This window comes from Streptomyces sp. NPDC002669, from assembly GCF_042889165.1.
Lineage (GTDB): Bacteria > Actinomycetota > Actinomycetes > Streptomycetales > Streptomycetaceae > Streptomyces.
The window spans coordinates 63751-79348 of sequence record NZ_JBIAQQ010000009.1 but is presented as its reverse complement, the minus strand read 5'-3'; the positions used below and the strand labels follow the sequence as shown (position 1 = coordinate 79348).

Below are 15598 nucleotides of genomic sequence, written 5' to 3'. Positions count from 1 at the left end.
CCCGGAGGCTGCGGCGCGCCGGGGCCGCCCATCTGGGGAGCGAGCTGGGTCGGCATGTACCCGCCCGCCGGAGCACCGGGCGCACCCGGCCCCGAGGGCGGCGGCACGGGAGCGCCGGGCGCTGCGCCCGGGATGCCGGGGGCACCGGGCGGCGGCGGGGTCGACGGGCCCGCCCCGCGCGGCGACACGGCGGCCTTGCTGGTGGCCGCGTCCGCGATACCACCGGCCCCCGGACCCGGAGCACCCGGCGGGACACCCGGCACGCCGGGAGCCCCCGGAGCGCCGGGCGGCGGGGCGGCCGGGGCCTGCCGGCCCAGGCCGGGAACCAGCGCCGTCGGGGGCAGCTGGCTGCCGCCGGACATCAGCGCGGTCGGCGCGTCGGCCGACACGACCGGCGGCGGGGCGTTCTCGTCGTCGGCACCGGAGAGCGGCGGCGCGAACACCGTGGCCGGCAGCGGCACCGCTCCGTCGTCGGAATCCGCGTTGGTGTCCGTGCCCGCCCAGGGCGTGGCGCCGTCGGGCACGTTCGGCGCGGGGGCCGGGGCGCTCGGCGCGGACGCCGGAACACCGTCGTTGGCCGTGGGCTCGTACGGGACCCGCCCGCCCTGCGACCCCTGGTCCCCGGAGGCCGGGGAAGCCGCCGGAGCCGACGGGGCCGCGAACGGCGGAGGAGTGGAAGAGGGCGAAGGGGCGGGAGCGGCCGGAGCCGAGGAGGACTCGCCCTGCCCACGGCTCTCACGACTGTCCGGGATGCCCAGCTTGTCGGCCGCCTCCTGGAGCCACTCCGGAGGGCTCAACAGGAACGACGTCTGATTCAGATCGATGCGCTGCGGCGGCTCCGGAGCGGCGGCCGCGGCCGCATCGCTCCCGCCGTACTCCTCCTCGTACCGCCGGATCACCTCGCCCACCGGCAGCCCCGGCCACAAGGTGGCCTCACCGCTGTCCCGGGCGATCACCATCCGCTGCCGGCCGCCGTCCGAGACCGGCCCCTCGGCACGGTCCTCGGCCCACACGACGAAGCCCAGCTCGAACTCCCGCACCCGCACCTCACGGTGCTGGTACGCGGGCACGTCGCCGTTGATCCACTCGTCCGCGCGCTCCTGCGCCTGCGCAAAGGTCACCATCGCGCTCACCCCTCCACCGGGACGGCCCGCGCGAAGCCGCCGTCCACCATCAGGTTCGCCACCGTCTCCAGCTCCGGCGGATTGCCCGCCAGCCGCTGCAGGAAGGCGTCGAAATCGGCACCGCACGGAAGCAGCAGCCGGTCCACCCGCTCCTGCACGTGCCAGCCGTCCCGGTCCCGGGCGTCGTCGTACGCGCAGAACCAGACCGAACCCACGCCGTTGCCCCGCACCTTCACCGCGATGATGCCGCCCTGGACGAAACCGACGCCCAGGTAGTCCTTGGTGAGGTGGTCCCGCAGGCACTTGTTGACGTACACCAGGTCGTTCACGGCCGCTTCCTCGCGCACCGTGAAGAACGGCTGGTCGACCAGGAGGCCCAGCTCCGCGTCCAGCGCCGTGCCGACCGGGGCCGAACCGCCCGCCGCCTTGAGGAAGGAACGGTACGCCCCGGGCAACCGGTAACCGAGGTCCTCCTCCACGCCCAGGACCTGCGCCTCGCTCACCGCCACGGCGCCCTTCGGCAGCCGGAAGTGCGCGGGCCGGGTCTCCTGCAACGGGCGGGTGCCCCGCTTGTCGTGGTCGACCGAAGTACCGGCGAGACCGGCATGGTGCCTGAGCAGCGCCTTGACCTCGACCGGGACCAGCTCCATCCGCCGGCCACCGGGCACGTGGTGCCAGGTCCAGCCGTGCGGCGTCGCGACCGCGGGAATCGTGTCCCACAGCTCATGGCCGCTCGCCGCCAGCGCCGCATTGGCCGAGACGTAGTCCGTCAACCGCAGCTCGTCGACGCCGAAGCCCTCCGGCGGCTCGGCGATCTCGGCGGCAGCACGGGCGTACGGCGCGAACACCGGGCTCCCGCGCTCGTCCATGCGCACGCCCCCGGGGTGGCGGGACGCCCGGACCGGGTCCGGAAAATGCACGAGCTGCCCGGCGTAGGCCGCGTTCGGTGGCGCGGCTTGCTGCCCGAGCCGACCTGTCGTCATGGCGGTTGCCCCCTGCTGCGTCTGGCTGATGAGGACCGACCGCCCGTCCGGACGACGCTCCGCGGACAGCCTATGCGGTGGCACAAGGGCGGGTCTCGCCCATGTGACCTGTCCTACGCCGCCCCCACCACACCCGTCACCAACCGTCACATTCCCGTGACGCACGAGCGACTCCCCCACCCCGGACGGGCGACACGGAGACACGTTTCACTGCCCCAGCTTCCCCACGAGCCCGGACATTTGGCAGGCTGTCACCGCAACTCGGGGGCGTGCACCACGCGCAGCTGCCGCTGCGGGCACGGGAGGGAAAGCGCCATGCACACCGCACAAACAGTCACATCGGGGGATCCGCGCCTCAGCTGGAGCAGCACCACGGCCGGCCGCACCCCCCTGCTGCGCCACCGCCGCGACGGCATCCTGCCGGCCGTGGCCGCAGCGCTGTCCGTACGCGGCGAAACACTCACCTGCACCGCGGGCAAGGGCGACCGGCCCCCCGTGCTGCACCCGCTGGTCCAGGACTTCCTCGACACCCTCTCCAGCAGCCAGCGCGAACGCTTCACCGGCCGCTGCCCCGAGGCGATACTGCTCTCCCGCCACCTCACCGCGGCCGAGTCCACCCGCTCCAAGCGCGCCCAGCGCAAGCCGCTGACCAACGGCGAGGCCCGGCGCGCCCTGAAGCACTCCCGCCTCACCGCACGGCGCATCCGCGAGGACGGCGACCCCATGCACGGCAGCTACGCACCACCGTGCCGCTCCTGCACACCGATGCTCGCCCACTTCGGCGTGCGCCCCGTCGACCTCACGACCACCGGGGCGGCCACCACCGCCGAGAAGGGCTGACCGCGCGCCGATGCTCGACCGAACAGACCTGCCCGGACAGACGGGCCCCGCGGAACGCGACCGCAACAACTCGACCACCCGCTTCGCCGTCTCCGTCGACGCCGCCCTGCGCACCGCGGGCTGGCAGCCCGGCCGCTGGGACATCCGGCAGGCCGAGGAGTGGGCCGACGCCCTGCGCTCGCACACCTCGCCCGCCGGCCACCGGCACGCGGTCTTCCCCGCCGCCGTGGAGGCATGGGCGGAATTCGGCGGACTGCTCATCACGGCCTCCGCGCCCGGCCGGCAGATCGCACCGGCCCCCGTCCGCATCGACCCGCTGAGCGGGCTGCACCTCGCCCGCACCCTCGGCGACCTCGGCCGGGCCCTGGACACCGAGGTCAGCCCGCTGGGCGAGGAGGGCGACGGGCAGGCCGTCCTGGCCATCGACACGGAGGGCCGGGTGTACAGCATCGACCACACCGGGGACTGGTACCTCGGACCGGACATCGACCAGGCCCTGGCCACCCTGGTCACGGGCGTCCAGCCGGACCGCCTGATCACTGGCTGAACCGCCCGGACCGGGCCCCTGCCGTCCACCCGTGGGGGCAGGCCGCCGTGGGGTCAGGCCGTGCCCCGGGCCGGCAGGACGGCCGACACCCGGAAGCCCCCCGCGTCCGTCGGACCGGACACGAACACACCGCCGAGCCCCAGCACCCGCTCCCGCATGCCGACCAGGCCGTTGCCCCCGCTCGGCAGCCCCGCGTCCACCGTGGCCGCGTCCGACGGCCCGTTCTCCACCTGCATCGCGACCTCCGCCTCACGATGCGCCAGCCGCACCCACGTCCGCGCGCCCGCCGCGTGCTTGTGCACGTTCGTCAGGGCCTCCTGCACCACCCGGTACGCGGTCTGCTCCACCTCGGGGGCGTACGCGCGGGCCTCGCCGTCCACCGACAGCTCCACCGTCATCCCGGCCGCCCTGGACTCCCCCACCAGGGTCTCCACCTCGTGCAGCCGGGGTCCGTCCTCCACGGGCGCGGGCGCGGCCGCCGCCACCGCCCGGCCCACCGAGGCCAGCGGCACCCGGCCCGACGCGGCGGCCGTCACCGACTCCCCCGACCGCAGCACACCGAGCATCTCGCGCAGCTCCGTGAGCGCCTGCCGCCCCATGTCACCGACCAGGGCGGCATTGCGCACCGCCTTCGCCGGGTCCTTCGGCGCCACGGCCTGGAGCGCGGCGGCGTGCACCACCATCAGACTGACCCGGTGGGCGACCACGTCGTGCATCTCGCGCGCGATCCGGGTCCGCTCCTCCGTACGCGCCCACTCGGCCCGCTCCTCGGCCCGGTCGGCGAGCAGCGACAGCTCCCGCTCCAGCGAGTCGGCCCGCTCCCGCAGGCTCTCCATCAACCGCCGCCTGGCCCCTATGTACAGCCCGAGCAGCACGGGCGGCGCGGTGAGCCCGAGCGACATGAAGAGCGAGATCAGCGGTACGTACCAGTCACCGGGCCCGAAGTCCGCCTGCTCCTCGACGCCCTGCCGCAGCTGCACGTACGAGACGATGAACGTCCCCGCGAAGGACATCCCCGCCAGCACCGCGGTGATCCTGCGCGGCACCTCCGAGGCGGCCAGGGAGTACAGACCGACCAGGCCCATCAGAAAACCCATCCCGGCGGGCGTCATCGCGACCGTGACCAGCACCACGGCGATCGGCCACCGCCGCCGCACCACCAGCACGGCCCCCGCGAGCAGCCCGAACACCACGCCCATCGACGCCGGCAACCCGGTGTCCCCGGCGAACTCCACCCCCTCCAGCGCACACTCCAGCGCCGAGACCAGCGCCAGTCCCACGTCCAGGGCGACACTGCGCCGCCGCTCCCACCACCAGTAGCCGCGGGTGGTCGGTCCCGCCGCCTCCTGGTCTGCCCCCGTTGCGGTCATGCGTCCACCCTACGGGCGCACGCGCCTCATTTTCGGGTGGCCTGTACGGCACGTCCGCCTCTCGTCCGAAGGCGAAACAGTCACTTATCGCTTGAAATGGCGAATCGAGCAGGCTTTCGCACCGGAAGTCCGCATTCCGGACGACCCTCGGCACATGACGGAGATCACGAGCAAGTACGCCGATTTCGAAGGTCTGCGCGAGCAGGCGATCGCCCTGCGCCGGGAGGGCCTCAGCCTCCGGCAGATCCGCGACCGGCTGCACATCCACAACAACGACATCCTGAACCGCCTCGTCCGGGGCGAGCCCGCCCCGGAGTGGACGAAACGCCCGCGCGCGAAGGACGACCTGCGCGAGAGGGCCCGCGAGCTGCGCCTCCAGGGCATGACGTACGACCGGATCCAGGTGGAACTGGGGTGCTCGAAGAGTTCGATCTCGCTGTGGGTGCGGGATTTACCGAAGCCGGAGCGGAAGCGGACCCGGGAAGAGGCGTCGGCCATCGCCAGGCGCGGCTGGGAGGCGACCCTCCGGCGGCGCGACGAGGAGCGCAGGGAGACGAGAAGGAGGGCGGAGGCCGAGATCGGCACCATGAACCCGCGCGAACTCTTCCTGCTGGGCGTGGGCCTCTACTGGGCGGAGGGCTCCAAGTCCAAGCCGTACCGCACGCAGGAGCGGGTCACCTTCGTCAACAGCGACCCCGACATGATCGGGCTCTTCCTCGCCTGGCTCCGCCTGCTGGGGGTGAGCGACGACCACCTCCGCTTCCACGTGCACATCCACGAGACCGCCGACGCCGCGTCGGCGGAGCGGTTCTGGGCCGCACTCACGGGCGCCGGGGCCTCCGCGTTCGGCAAGACGTCCCTCAAGAGGCACTCCCCGAAGACCAACCGGAAGAACACGGGGGAGAACTACCGGGGCTGTTTGGTGGTGCGCGTTCTGAAAAGCGCCGACCTGTACCGTCGCATCGAAGGCTGGTGGTACGGCATAGTAGAGGCTGCCTCGGTGACTGATCGCCAGAATCAGACATAGGGGTCGATCCATCCCGGGTCGTCTAATGGCAGGACAAATGGTTTTGGTCCATTGAATGAGGGTTCGATTCCTTCCCCGGGAGCTCATGCGACGGGCCCCGACCTCTCCAGGTCGGGGCCCGCACCCATGTCCGCCCGAAAGCCCCCCGGTATCCTTCGGATGTCCACCACCCGAAGCCGAAGGGCATTTCCGTGAGCTCCGAACGCCCGGCAGCCGTCGTCGTCCTCGCAGCGGGTGAGGGCACCCGCATGAAGTCGAAGACCCCCAAGGTCCTGCACGAGATCTCCGGGCGGTCGCTCGTCGGACATGTCGTCACCGCCTCCCGCGAGCTGGACCCCGAGCACCTCGTCGTGGTCGTCGGTCACGGCCGCGAGCAGGTCACCGCGCACCTCGCCGCCGTCGACGGCCGACTGCGCACCGCCCACCAGGCCGAGCAGAAGGGCACCGGGAACGCGGTGCGCGTCGGGCTCGACGAGCTGGGCGGCACCGTCGACGGCACCGTGATCGTCGTCTGCGGCGACACCCCGCTGCTCTCCGGCGAGACGCTCCGCGCGCTCGCCGCCACCCACACGGCCGATTCCAACGCCGTCACCGTGCTGACCGCCGAGGTCCCGGACTCCACCGGCTACGGGCGCATCGTCCGCGACCCGGCCGACGGCGCGGTCACCGGGATCGTCGAGCACAAGGACGCCACCGACGCCCAGCGCGAGATCCGGGAGATCAACTCCGGGGTCTTCGCCTTCGACGGCCGGCTGCTCGCCGAGGCGCTCGGCAAGCTCGGCACCGACAACAGCCAGGGCGAGGAGTACCTCACCGACGTCCTGTCCATCCTGCGCGGGGCGGGTCACCGGGTCGGCGCCTCGGTCGCCGGGGACCACCGCGAGATCCTCGGCATCAACAACCGGGTCCAGCTGGCCGAGGCCAGGCGGCTGCTGAACCAGCGGCTGCTGGAGCGGGCCATGCTGGCGGGCGTGACCGTCGTGGACCCGGCGTCCACGCTGATCGACGCCACCGTGACGTACGAGCGGGACGCGATCGTGCACCCGGGCACCCAGCTGCTCGGCACCACGCACCTCGCCGAGGACGCCGAGGTCGGCCCCAACTCCCGGCTCAAGGACACCGTCGTCGGGGCGGGCGCGCGGGTGGACAACACGGTCTCCGACGGGGCGGAGGTCGGCGAGGGCGCGACGGTCGGCCCGTACGCCTATCTGCGGCCCGGGACCAGGCTCGGCACGAAGGCCAAGGCCGGTACGTACGTGGAGATGAAGAACGCCACGATCGGCGAGGGCACCAAGGTCCCGCACCTGAGCTACGTGGGCGACGCGACGATCGGCGACCACACCAACATCGGTGCCGCCAGCGTCTTCGTGAACTACGACGGCGTGGCCAAGCACCACACCACGATCGGCTCCCACTGCCGTACCGGCTCGGACAATATGTTTGTGGCTCCTGTCACGGTCGGGGACGGCGTCTACACCGCCGCCGGTTCGGTCATCACCAAGGACGTACCGTCCGGTTCGCTGGCCGTCGCCCGCGGCCAGCAAAGGAATATCGAGGGTTGGGTGGCCCGCAAGCGTCCCGGGAGCGCCGCCGCGCAGGCGGCTCAGGCGGCCGCTTCGGAAGCCGGCGACGAAAGCTGACCGGAAACGGGTACGTCGCGCACGGCGTACCGTGATAGGTGCTCACCCCATTTCGGCTGGCTCGTTGCACATCGGGACACATGCGTGCAGCGCCAGGAACACGTCTGAGGAGACTGTGCTGTGACCGGGATCAAGACGACCGGCGAGAAGAAACTGATGCTCTTCTCCGGCCGCGCCCACCCCGAGCTGGCCGAGGAGGTCGCGCACCAGCTGGGTGTCGGTCTCGTGCCGACGAAGGCCTTCGATTTCGCCAACGGTGAGATCTACGTCCGCTTCCAGGAGTCGGCCCGTGGCGCCGACTGCTTCCTGATCCAGAGCCACACGGCCCCGATCAACAAGTGGGTCATGGAGCAGCTGATCATGCTGGACGCGCTGAAGCGCGCCTCGGCCCGTTCCATCACGGTGATCGTGCCGTTCTACGGCTACGCCCGTCAGGACAAGAAGCACCGCGGTCGTGAGCCGATCTCGGCCCGTCTGGTCGCCGACCTGATGAAGACGGCGGGTGCCGACCGCATCCTCACCGTCGACCTGCACACGGACCAGATCCAGGGCTTCTTCGACGGCCCGGTCGACCACCTCTTCGCGCTGCCGATCCTGGCCGACTACGTGGGTGCCAAGGTCGACCGTTCGAAGCTGACGATCGTCTCCCCGGACGCCGGCCGGGTGCGGGTCGCCGACCGCTGGTGCGACCGGCTGGACGCCCCGCTCGCGATCGTGCACAAGCGGCGCGACAAGGACGTCGCCAACCAGGTGACCGTCCACGAGGTGGTCGGCAACGTCAAGGGCCGGGTCTGTGTCCTGGTCGACGACATGATCGACACCGGTGGCACCATCTGCGCCGCCGCGGACGCGCTGTTCGCGCACGGTGCCGAGGACGTGATCGTGACGGCGACGCACGGTGTGCTGTCGGGTCCGGCCGCGGACCGGCTGAAGAACTCCAAGGTCAGCGAGTTCGTCTTCACGGACACCCTGCCGACCCCGGCCGAGGTGGACCTCGACAAGATCACGGTGCTGTCGATCGCGCCGACGATCGCGCGCGCGGTGCGCGAGGTGTTCGAGGACGGCTCGGTGACCAGCCTCTTCGAGGAGCAGTGAGCTTTCTCCTCATCGAGGAGCGGTAGCGAAGATCCACTTTGGGTGCGGCCTTCCCGGCGGGTAGACTCAGCGAGTTGCTCGGCGAGGGAGGCCGTACCCATGTGTACGGCGGTCCGTTATCGACGCGCTCTTCGTAGCAGGTCTGTCGTGGGCCGGGTGACCGTCCGTTTTTCGTCACCCCACGAGGAGTGCAGTCATGGCTGAGGTCAAGCTCGCCGCCCAGATCCGTACCGAGTTCGGCAAGGGTGCCGCCCGCCGCACCCGTCGTGCCAACCAGGTTCCCGGTGTCATCTACGGTCACGGTGCCGAGCCGGTTCACGTGACGCTGCCGGGCCACGACCTGATGATGGCGCTCAAGACCGCCAACGTCCTGATCGGTCTGGAGATCGACGGCAAGGACGCCCTGGTCATCCCCAAGGCCGTGCAGCGCAACCCGCTCAAGGGCAACATCGAGCACGTGGACCTGCTGACCGTCAAGCGCGGCGAGAAGGTCAGCGTCGAGGTCGCGGTGCACGTCGAGGGCGACCTGGCCCCGGGCGGCAACCTGCTGGAGTACGTCCAGAACACCCTGCTGGTCGAGGCCGAGGCCACCCACATCCCCGAGTCCGTCACGGTCTCGGTCGCGGGCCTGGACGCCGGTGCGTCGATCCACGCCAAGGACATCGAGCTGCCCAAGGGCATCTCGCTCGCCGGTGACGAGGACGCCGTCGTCCTCCAGGTGCTCGCCGCGCAGGCCGAGGAGCCGGCCGCCGAGGGCACCGAAGAGGGCGCCGAGGCCTGAGCCTCGCCCCTGCTGCTTCACTGACGGGGCGGCGGTTCCTCTCCGGGGGTCCGCCGTCCCGTTTCCCTGTACTCAGCCGTCGTACCCGAGGAGACCGAGCAGAGATGTCCGATGCCACCGCACCCTGGCTCGTCGTGGGTCTCGGCAACCCCGGCCCCGAGTACGCGGCGAACCGGCACAACGTCGGGTTCATGGTCGCCGACCTGCTGGCCGAGCGGATCGGCGGGAAGTTCAAGCGGGCCCAGAAGGCCCAGGCGCAGGTCGTCGAGGGCCGCATCGGGCCGCCCGGTCCGGCGAACCGCCGGGTGATCCTGGCCAAGCCGATGTCGTACATGAACCTTTCCGGTGGCCCGGTCACCGCGCTGCGCGACTTCTACAAGGTGCCGGTCGACCACATCGTGGCGGTCCACGACGAGCTGGACATCGACTACGGGACGCTGCGGCTGAAGCTGGGCGGCGGTGACAACGGGCACAACGGGCTGAAGTCGATGACGAAGGCGATGGGTCCGGACTACCACCGGGTGCGGTTCGGGATCGGCCGGCCGCCGGGGCGGATGCAGGTCGCGGACTTCGTGCTGAAGGACTTCTCGTCCGCGGAGCGCAAGGAGCTCTCCTACTTCGTGGACCGGGCGGCCGACTCGGTGGAGTGTCTGCTCGCGGAGGGGCTGGAGCGCGCGCAGAGCGCGTACAACTCCTGAGGCCGACCGGGGCTCCCGGGGTCTGCCGGTGGGAGGGGCAACTCTGACATTCCCACCGACAAGCCGGTGTTTTTCGGCCATGAGTTGACCGCGGCGTCGCTCTGCCGAAGGATCGCTCCCCATGAAGCGGAGCTCCTCCCCCCGCGCCCTGGTCTACGCCCGCAATGCCGCCATGGGCTGTGTCGTGCTGTTGCTGCTCGTGGCGGGTGTGTGGGCCTCCTGGGACAAAGCGCACCACATCGTCCTGTCCAAGGGCCGTGAGCACGGCACGATGACGGTGACGGGGTGCGGCGCCGATCTGTGCACCGGTCCGTTCGCGCCCTCCGAGCAGGCTGCCGCGCGTTCCCGGGTGGTGATCGAGAAGTCGGTCGCGGCCCGGCGGGGCGACCGGTTCCCCGTCGTGGTGAAGCCGGGCACGGACGACGTGGTGCGCGCGGGGACGGCCGGTTTCCTGCATGCCTGGGTGCCGCTGGGCGGTGCGCTGCTGCTGGCGGGGCTGGTCATCGGCGGCGGTCTGCGGCTGCCCCGGGTCGCCTGGGGTGCGGGGATCACGGGGGCGGTCCTGCTCGGGGCGACGTTCATCGCGCTCTGAGCCGCCCGCCGCGGCCTCGCGACACGGCGCGGCCTCACGAGCGCGATGCGCACCGCGGTGGACCGCGGTGCGCATCGTGTCGTCGTGACCGGGGGCGGGAGCGGGGCCGCGCCCGCGTCCCGGTCGTCGTGGTGGCTCAGCCGGTGTTGCGCAGGCCCGCGGCGACACCGTTGACGGTGAGCAGCAGGGCCCTGGCGAGCAGCGGGTCGGGCTCTTCGCCGCGTTCTGCGGCCTTGCGCTGGCGGGCCAGCAGGGAGACCTGGAGGTAGGAGATCGGGTCGAGGTAGGCGTCGCGGATGGCGAAGGTCTGCTGGAGCACGGGGCTGGTGCCGAGGAGTTCGGATTCGCCGGTGACCCGGAGGACTTCCCGCACGGTCAGGTCGTGCTCGGCCTCGATGGCGTCGAAGACGTGCTTGAGTTCGTCGGGGACGAGGGTGTCGACGTAGTGCCGGGCGATGCGCAGGTCGGTCTTGGCGAGTGTCATTTCGACGTTGGAGATGAAGTTCCGGAAGAAGTGCCAGTGCTCGTGCATCTCGTCCAGGACGGTGTCGAGGCCGGCTTCGCGCAGGGCCTTGAGCCCGGAGCCGACTCCGTACCAGCCGGGGACGATCTGCCGTGACTGGGTCCAGCCGAAGACCCACGGGATGGCGCGCAGGCCGTCGAGCGAGACTCCCGAGCCGGGGCGGCGGGAGGGGCGCGAGCCCAGGTGCAGGTCGGCGAGCTGGTCCACCGGGGTGGAGGCGAGGAAGTACGTCGGGAGGTCGGGGTCCTCGACGAGCTTGCGGTACGCGGCGTGGGCGGCGTCGGAGACGGTGTCCATGGCGGCGTCCCAGCGGGCCAGGGCCTCGTCGGACTGGCGGGGCGCGGTGTGCAGCGCGGAGGCCTGGAGGGTGGCTGCGACGGTGAGTTCCAGGTTCTCCCGGGCGAGGGCCGGGATGAGGTACTTGTCGGAGATGACCTCGCCCTGTTCGGTGACCTTGATCTCGCCCTCCAGGGTGCCCCAGGGCTGGGCGAGGATCGCGTCGTGGGAGGGGCCGCCGCCGCGGCCGACGGTGCCGCCGCGGCCGTGGAAGAGGCGCAGGCGCACGCCGTAGCGGTGGGCGACGTCGCGCAGGCGGCGCTGGGCGCGGTGGATCTCCCACTGGGAGGTGGTGATGCCGCCGAACTTGGAGGAGTCGGAGTAGCCGAGCATGACCTCCTGGACGTCGCCGCGCAGGGAGACGAGGCGGCGGTAGGAGGGGTCGGCGAGCATCTCGTCGAGGATGACGTCGGCGGCGCGCAGTTCGTCGGTGGTTTCGAGGAGCGGCACGATGCCGATCCTGGCCCAGCCGGCGTGGAGGTCGATCAGGCCGGCCTCGCGGGCGAGGACGGCGGCGGCGAAGACGTCGTCGGCGCCCTGGCACATCGAGATGATGTACGACTCGATGACTTCGGGGCCGAAGCGTTCGAAGGCTTCCTTGATGGTGTGGAAGACGCCGAGGGTCTTCTCGCCCGCGGCGTCCAGCGGGGCCGGGGTGGGGGCGAGGGGGCGGCGCGAGCGGAGTTCCTTGGCGAGGAGCTTCTGCCGGTAGTCGCGGGGCATGTCGGCGTAGCGCCAGGATTCCTCGCCGAGCCGGTCGAAGAGCTGGCCGAGGGCGTGGTGGTGGGCGTCGGCGTGTTCGCGGACGTCCATGGTGGCGAGCTGGAGGCCGAAGGCGGCGAGGGTGCGGATGGTGCGGTCCATCCGTCCGTCGGCGAAGAGTCCGCCGCGGTGTTCGCGCAGTGAGGTCTGGATGAGTTGCAGGTCGGCGATGAGTCCGGCGGTGCCGAGGTAGTCGCAGCCGGGGCGGTGCGGGGTGCCGGCGGCGAGGCGTTCGCGGGTGTTGACGAGCTTCTGCCGGATGCAGGTGGCCTTGAGCCGGTAGGGCTCCTCGGCGTTCAGCCGCTTGTAGCGGGGGCTGATCTCGGGGAGGCGTTCCAGGTCGGCTTCGAGGGAGGTGAGGAGTTCGTCGGTGGCGCCGGTGTAGCGGATGGAGTTGGAGAGCAGTCCGCGCAGGTGGTCGACGAGTTCCAGGGCGTCGGTGATGCCGTGTTCGTGCTGGAGGATGAGTACGTCCCAGGTGACGGCGGGGGTCACGTTGGGGTTGCCGTCGCGGTCGCCGCCGATCCAGGTGCCGAAGGTGAGGGGGCGGGTGCCGGCGGGCAGTTCGATGCCGACCCGTTCCAGTTCGGCGGCGAGGTCCTCCAGTACGTCCCCGACGGCTTCGGCGTGCAGTTCGTCGAGGTAGTAGATGGCGTTGCGGGCCTCGTCGGTGGGCTCGGGCCGTACGACGCGGAGTTCGTCGGTCTGCCAGATGAGGTCGATGTTCTCGGCGAGGCGCAGGTCCTGGCGGCGGCGGTCGGCCTCGACGACGGGGGTTTCCAGCAGGGCGGCGATGCGGCGGAGCTTGTTGAGGACGGAGCGTCGCGCGGCTTCGGTGGGGTGTGCGGTGAAGACGGGCCGTACGTTGAGGTTCTTGACGGTCTCGCGCAGGTGGTCGGGGTCGGCGTCCTTGAGCCGGTCGGCGGTGCGGGCGAGGAGTCCGCCCTCGGCGGCGCGGCGGTCGCGCATCTCGCGGGCGCGGTGCACCTGCTCGGTGACGTTGGCCAGGTGGAAGTAGGTGGAGAAGGCGCGGACGAGTTGTGCGGCGGTTTCCAGGTCCGTGTCGCCGAGGAGTTCGGCGGCGGCCTCGCCGTCGGTGCGGGTGAGGGCGCGTACGCGTTCGACGAGGTCGAGGAGTTCCTGGCTCTCCTGGCGTACGAGGGTCTCGCCCAGCAGGTCGCCGAGGCGTCGGATGTCGGCGCGCAGCTCGGTGCTGGCGGCAGGGGTCTGGTCGGCACTGCTCACGGTGTGCGGCTCCTTGCAGTGAATGAGGAGGTGCGGCGCTCGGCGTCTCCCCACGGGGTGGTGTGAGACGGGTGGGCGGTTTCTCCGGGGCCGCGGTCGGCGGCGGTGCCGACGGGCCGCCCCGGGGAAGCAGAGTTGCGGACCGCGCTGTCCGACCCCACCAGGATAGGTGTCCACGTCGTCGGCGCCGCTCGGGCCCCGATCGGGTTTCCGTTCGGCCGGGGTCCGTCGTGCTCTCGTGCTGCGGGCCCTCGCGCTGCCATACTTACGTCGCCGTAGGTTACGGAAGCGTAGCCAGAGCAGTCCTCGTATTTCTCTTCCCCGGGGGACCCCCCATGAACACCAGCCCCACCGTGATCGACGACGCGCAGCCGTCGGCGGCCGACGATCAGGCTCTTCCCTCCGCCACGCTCGGCGGGGACAACAAGCGGACCATCGAGCAGGTCGCCCTCCTGCTGTTCATCGTGGTGCCGTTCGTGGCGCTGGTCGCGGCGGTGCCGCTGGCCTGGGGCCGCGGGGTGAGCTGGCTCGATCTGGGCCTTCTCGTGGCGATGTATTTCATCGGCTGCCACGGGATCACGATCGGTTTCCACCGTTACTTCACCCATGGTTCCTTCAAGGCGAAGCGGCCGTTGCGGATCGCGCTCGCGGTGGCGGGTTCGCTGGCGGTGGAGGGTCCGCTGGTGCGGTGGGTGGCCGATCACCGCAAGCATCACCGTTTCTCGGACGCGGAGGGCGATCCGCATTCGCCGTGGCGTTTCGGCGAGAGCGTGCCGGCGTTGATGAAGGGCCTGTGGTGGGCCCACATCGGATGGATGTTCGACGAGGAGCAGACGCCGCAGCAGAAGTACGCCCCCGATCTGATCAAGGATCCGGCGATCCGTGGCATCTCCCGCCACTTCATGACCTTCACGATCGTGTCGCTGGCGCTTCCGCCGCTGGTCGGCGGGCTGGTGACGATGTCGTGGTGGGGTGCGGCGACCGCCTTCTTCTGGGGTTCGCTGGTGCGGGTGGCCCTGCTGCACCATGTCACCTGGTCGATCAACTCGATCTGTCACGCGGTCGGCAGGCGGCCGTTCAAGTCCCGTGACCGGTCGGGGAACGTGTGGTGGCTGGCGGTGCTGTCCTGCGGCGAGTCCTGGCACAACCTGCACCATGCCGATCCGACGAGCGCGCGGCACGGTGTGATGCGGGGTCAGATCGATTCGAGCGCCCGGCTGATCCGCTGGTTCGAGAAGCTGGGCTGGGCGCACGACGTGCGCTGGCCGGACTCCGCCCGGATCGAGTCCCGCCGTATCGACGCCCGGCGCGACCGTGCGCACGCCGACGCGGCATGATTGACGACGTGGCGACCGATTCCAGTACCAGCAGCGAGAAGAACCGTACGTCCTCCTCCCGGCGCACCCGCAGGGTGCGGATGACGGGCAAGGAACGCCGCGAGCAGTTGCTGGACATCGGCCGCACCCTGTTCGCCGACAAGGGTTTCGAGGGGACGTCGGTCGAGGAGATCGCCGCGCGCGCCGGGGTGTCCAAGCCGGTGGTCTACGAGCACTTCGGCGGCAAGGAGGGCCTGTACGCGGTGGTGGTGGACCGCGAGATGCGCCGGCTCCTCGACATGGTGACGAGCGCGCTGACGGCGGGCCATCCCCGGGAGCTGCTGGAGCAGGCGGCGTTCGCCCTGCTGGACTACATCGAGACGTACACGGACGGCTTCCGCATCCTGGTCCGCGATTCGCCCGTGGCCCAGTCCACGGGCACCTTCGCCTCCTTGATCAGCGACATCGCCACCCAGGTGGAGGACATCCTGGGTCTGGAGTTCAAGGCCCGCGGCTTCGATCCGAAGCTGGCCCCGCTGTACGCCCAGGCGCTGGTGGGCATGGTCGCGCTGACCGGCCAGTGGTGGGTGAACGCCCGCAAGCCGAAGAAGTCGGAGGTGGCGGCCCACCTGGTGAACCTGGCCTGGCACGGCCTGGAGAACCTGGAGTCGAAGCCCCGCCTGATAGGGCACCGCAAGAGCTGAACGGGACCTGGACCG

The 15598-nt window shown here is 71.1% G+C and carries 13 protein-coding genes, 1 tRNA gene and 1 pseudogene; 11 read left to right on the top strand and 4 right to left on the bottom strand.

Annotation, left to right across the window (positions count from 1 at the left end):
* Together ACFYW1_RS16300 and ACFYW1_RS16295 are read right to left on the bottom strand one after the other, a co-directional pair.
* Nucleotides 1–1124: pseudogene (locus ACFYW1_RS16300) on the bottom strand (hypothetical protein); the annotation flags it as partial.
* Between the two features lie 5 nt (nucleotides 1125–1129).
* The gene (locus tag ACFYW1_RS16295; protein WP_388992372.1) at nucleotides 1130–2107 is read right to left on the bottom strand and encodes an SMI1/KNR4 family protein; all 978 of its coding nucleotides are present in this window, start codon (nucleotides 2105–2107) and stop codon (nucleotides 1130–1132) included.
* Between the two features lie 315 nt (nucleotides 2108–2422).
* Here ACFYW1_RS16295 and ACFYW1_RS16290 point away from each other — a divergent pair, with 315 nt between their 5' ends.
* A complete protein-coding gene (locus tag ACFYW1_RS16290; RefSeq protein ID WP_388992369.1) occupies nucleotides 2423–2947 on the top strand; it encodes a YwqJ-related putative deaminase in 525 nt (174 codons plus the stop codon).
* Nucleotides 2948–2957: 10 nt separating this feature from the next.
* Nucleotides 2958–3494, top strand: coding sequence for an SUKH-3 domain-containing protein (locus ACFYW1_RS16285; protein ID WP_388992366.1), 537 nt, complete (start codon nucleotides 2958–2960; stop codon nucleotides 3492–3494).
* Between the two features lie 53 nt (nucleotides 3495–3547).
* On the opposite strand, the gene ACFYW1_RS16280 is transcribed toward ACFYW1_RS16285, so the two are convergent.
* On the bottom strand, nucleotides 3548–4864 hold the full coding sequence (locus tag ACFYW1_RS16280; protein WP_388992362.1) for a histidine kinase: 1317 nt from the start codon (nucleotides 4862–4864) through the stop codon (nucleotides 3548–3550).
* Between the two features lie 154 nt (nucleotides 4865–5018).
* Between ACFYW1_RS16280 and ACFYW1_RS16275 the strand changes: the two genes are divergently transcribed.
* The 7 genes from ACFYW1_RS16275 (at nucleotide 5019) to ACFYW1_RS16245 (ending at nucleotide 10697) form a co-directional block, all read left to right on the top strand.
* The gene (locus ACFYW1_RS16275) at nucleotides 5019–5891 is read left to right on the top strand and encodes a hypothetical protein (protein ID WP_388992359.1); all 873 of its coding nucleotides are present in this window, start codon (nucleotides 5019–5021) and stop codon (nucleotides 5889–5891) included.
* 11 nt (nucleotides 5892–5902) lie between these two features.
* A tRNA-Gln gene (locus ACFYW1_RS16270) sits at nucleotides 5903–5973 on the top strand.
* A 109-nt stretch (nucleotides 5974–6082) separates the two neighbouring features.
* Complete coding sequence (gene glmU, locus ACFYW1_RS16265; protein ID WP_388992356.1) at nucleotides 6083–7531, top strand: bifunctional UDP-N-acetylglucosamine diphosphorylase/glucosamine-1-phosphate N-acetyltransferase GlmU; 1449 nt, start codon at nucleotides 6083–6085, stop codon at nucleotides 7529–7531.
* 120 nt (nucleotides 7532–7651) lie between these two features.
* Nucleotides 7652–8626, top strand: a complete 975-nt coding sequence (locus ACFYW1_RS16260) for a ribose-phosphate diphosphokinase (protein WP_148836513.1) — start codon at nucleotides 7652–7654, stop codon at nucleotides 8624–8626.
* Nucleotides 8627–8822: 196 nt separating this feature from the next.
* The gene (locus tag ACFYW1_RS16255) at nucleotides 8823–9407 is read left to right on the top strand and encodes a 50S ribosomal protein L25/general stress protein Ctc (RefSeq protein ID WP_388992353.1); all 585 of its coding nucleotides are present in this window, start codon (nucleotides 8823–8825) and stop codon (nucleotides 9405–9407) included.
* A gap of 104 nt (nucleotides 9408–9511) precedes the next feature.
* Nucleotides 9512–10105, top strand: coding sequence for an aminoacyl-tRNA hydrolase (gene pth / locus ACFYW1_RS16250; protein WP_388992350.1), 594 nt, complete (start codon nucleotides 9512–9514; stop codon nucleotides 10103–10105).
* A gap of 121 nt (nucleotides 10106–10226) precedes the next feature.
* Nucleotides 10227–10697, top strand: coding sequence for a hypothetical protein (locus ACFYW1_RS16245; RefSeq protein WP_388992347.1), 471 nt, complete (start codon nucleotides 10227–10229; stop codon nucleotides 10695–10697).
* 136 nt (nucleotides 10698–10833) lie between these two features.
* Here ACFYW1_RS16245 and ppc read toward each other — a convergent pair whose 3' ends face one another.
* On the bottom strand, nucleotides 10834–13563 hold the full coding sequence (gene ppc, locus ACFYW1_RS16240) for a phosphoenolpyruvate carboxylase (protein WP_388992344.1): 2730 nt from the start codon (nucleotides 13561–13563) through the stop codon (nucleotides 10834–10836).
* A gap of 335 nt (nucleotides 13564–13898) precedes the next feature.
* Here ppc and ACFYW1_RS16235 point away from each other — a divergent pair, with 335 nt between their 5' ends.
* Both ACFYW1_RS16235 and ACFYW1_RS16230 read left to right on the top strand, forming a co-directional pair.
* The gene (locus ACFYW1_RS16235) at nucleotides 13899–14900 is read left to right on the top strand and encodes an acyl-CoA desaturase (RefSeq protein ID WP_388992341.1); all 1002 of its coding nucleotides are present in this window, start codon (nucleotides 13899–13901) and stop codon (nucleotides 14898–14900) included.
* Entirely contained in the window at nucleotides 14897–15583 is a 687-nt protein-coding gene (locus ACFYW1_RS16230; RefSeq protein WP_388992337.1) for a TetR/AcrR family transcriptional regulator, read from the top strand. The genes ACFYW1_RS16235 and ACFYW1_RS16230 overlap by 4 nt, the downstream gene beginning before the upstream one ends.
* Nucleotides 15584–15598 lie beyond the last annotated feature (15 nt).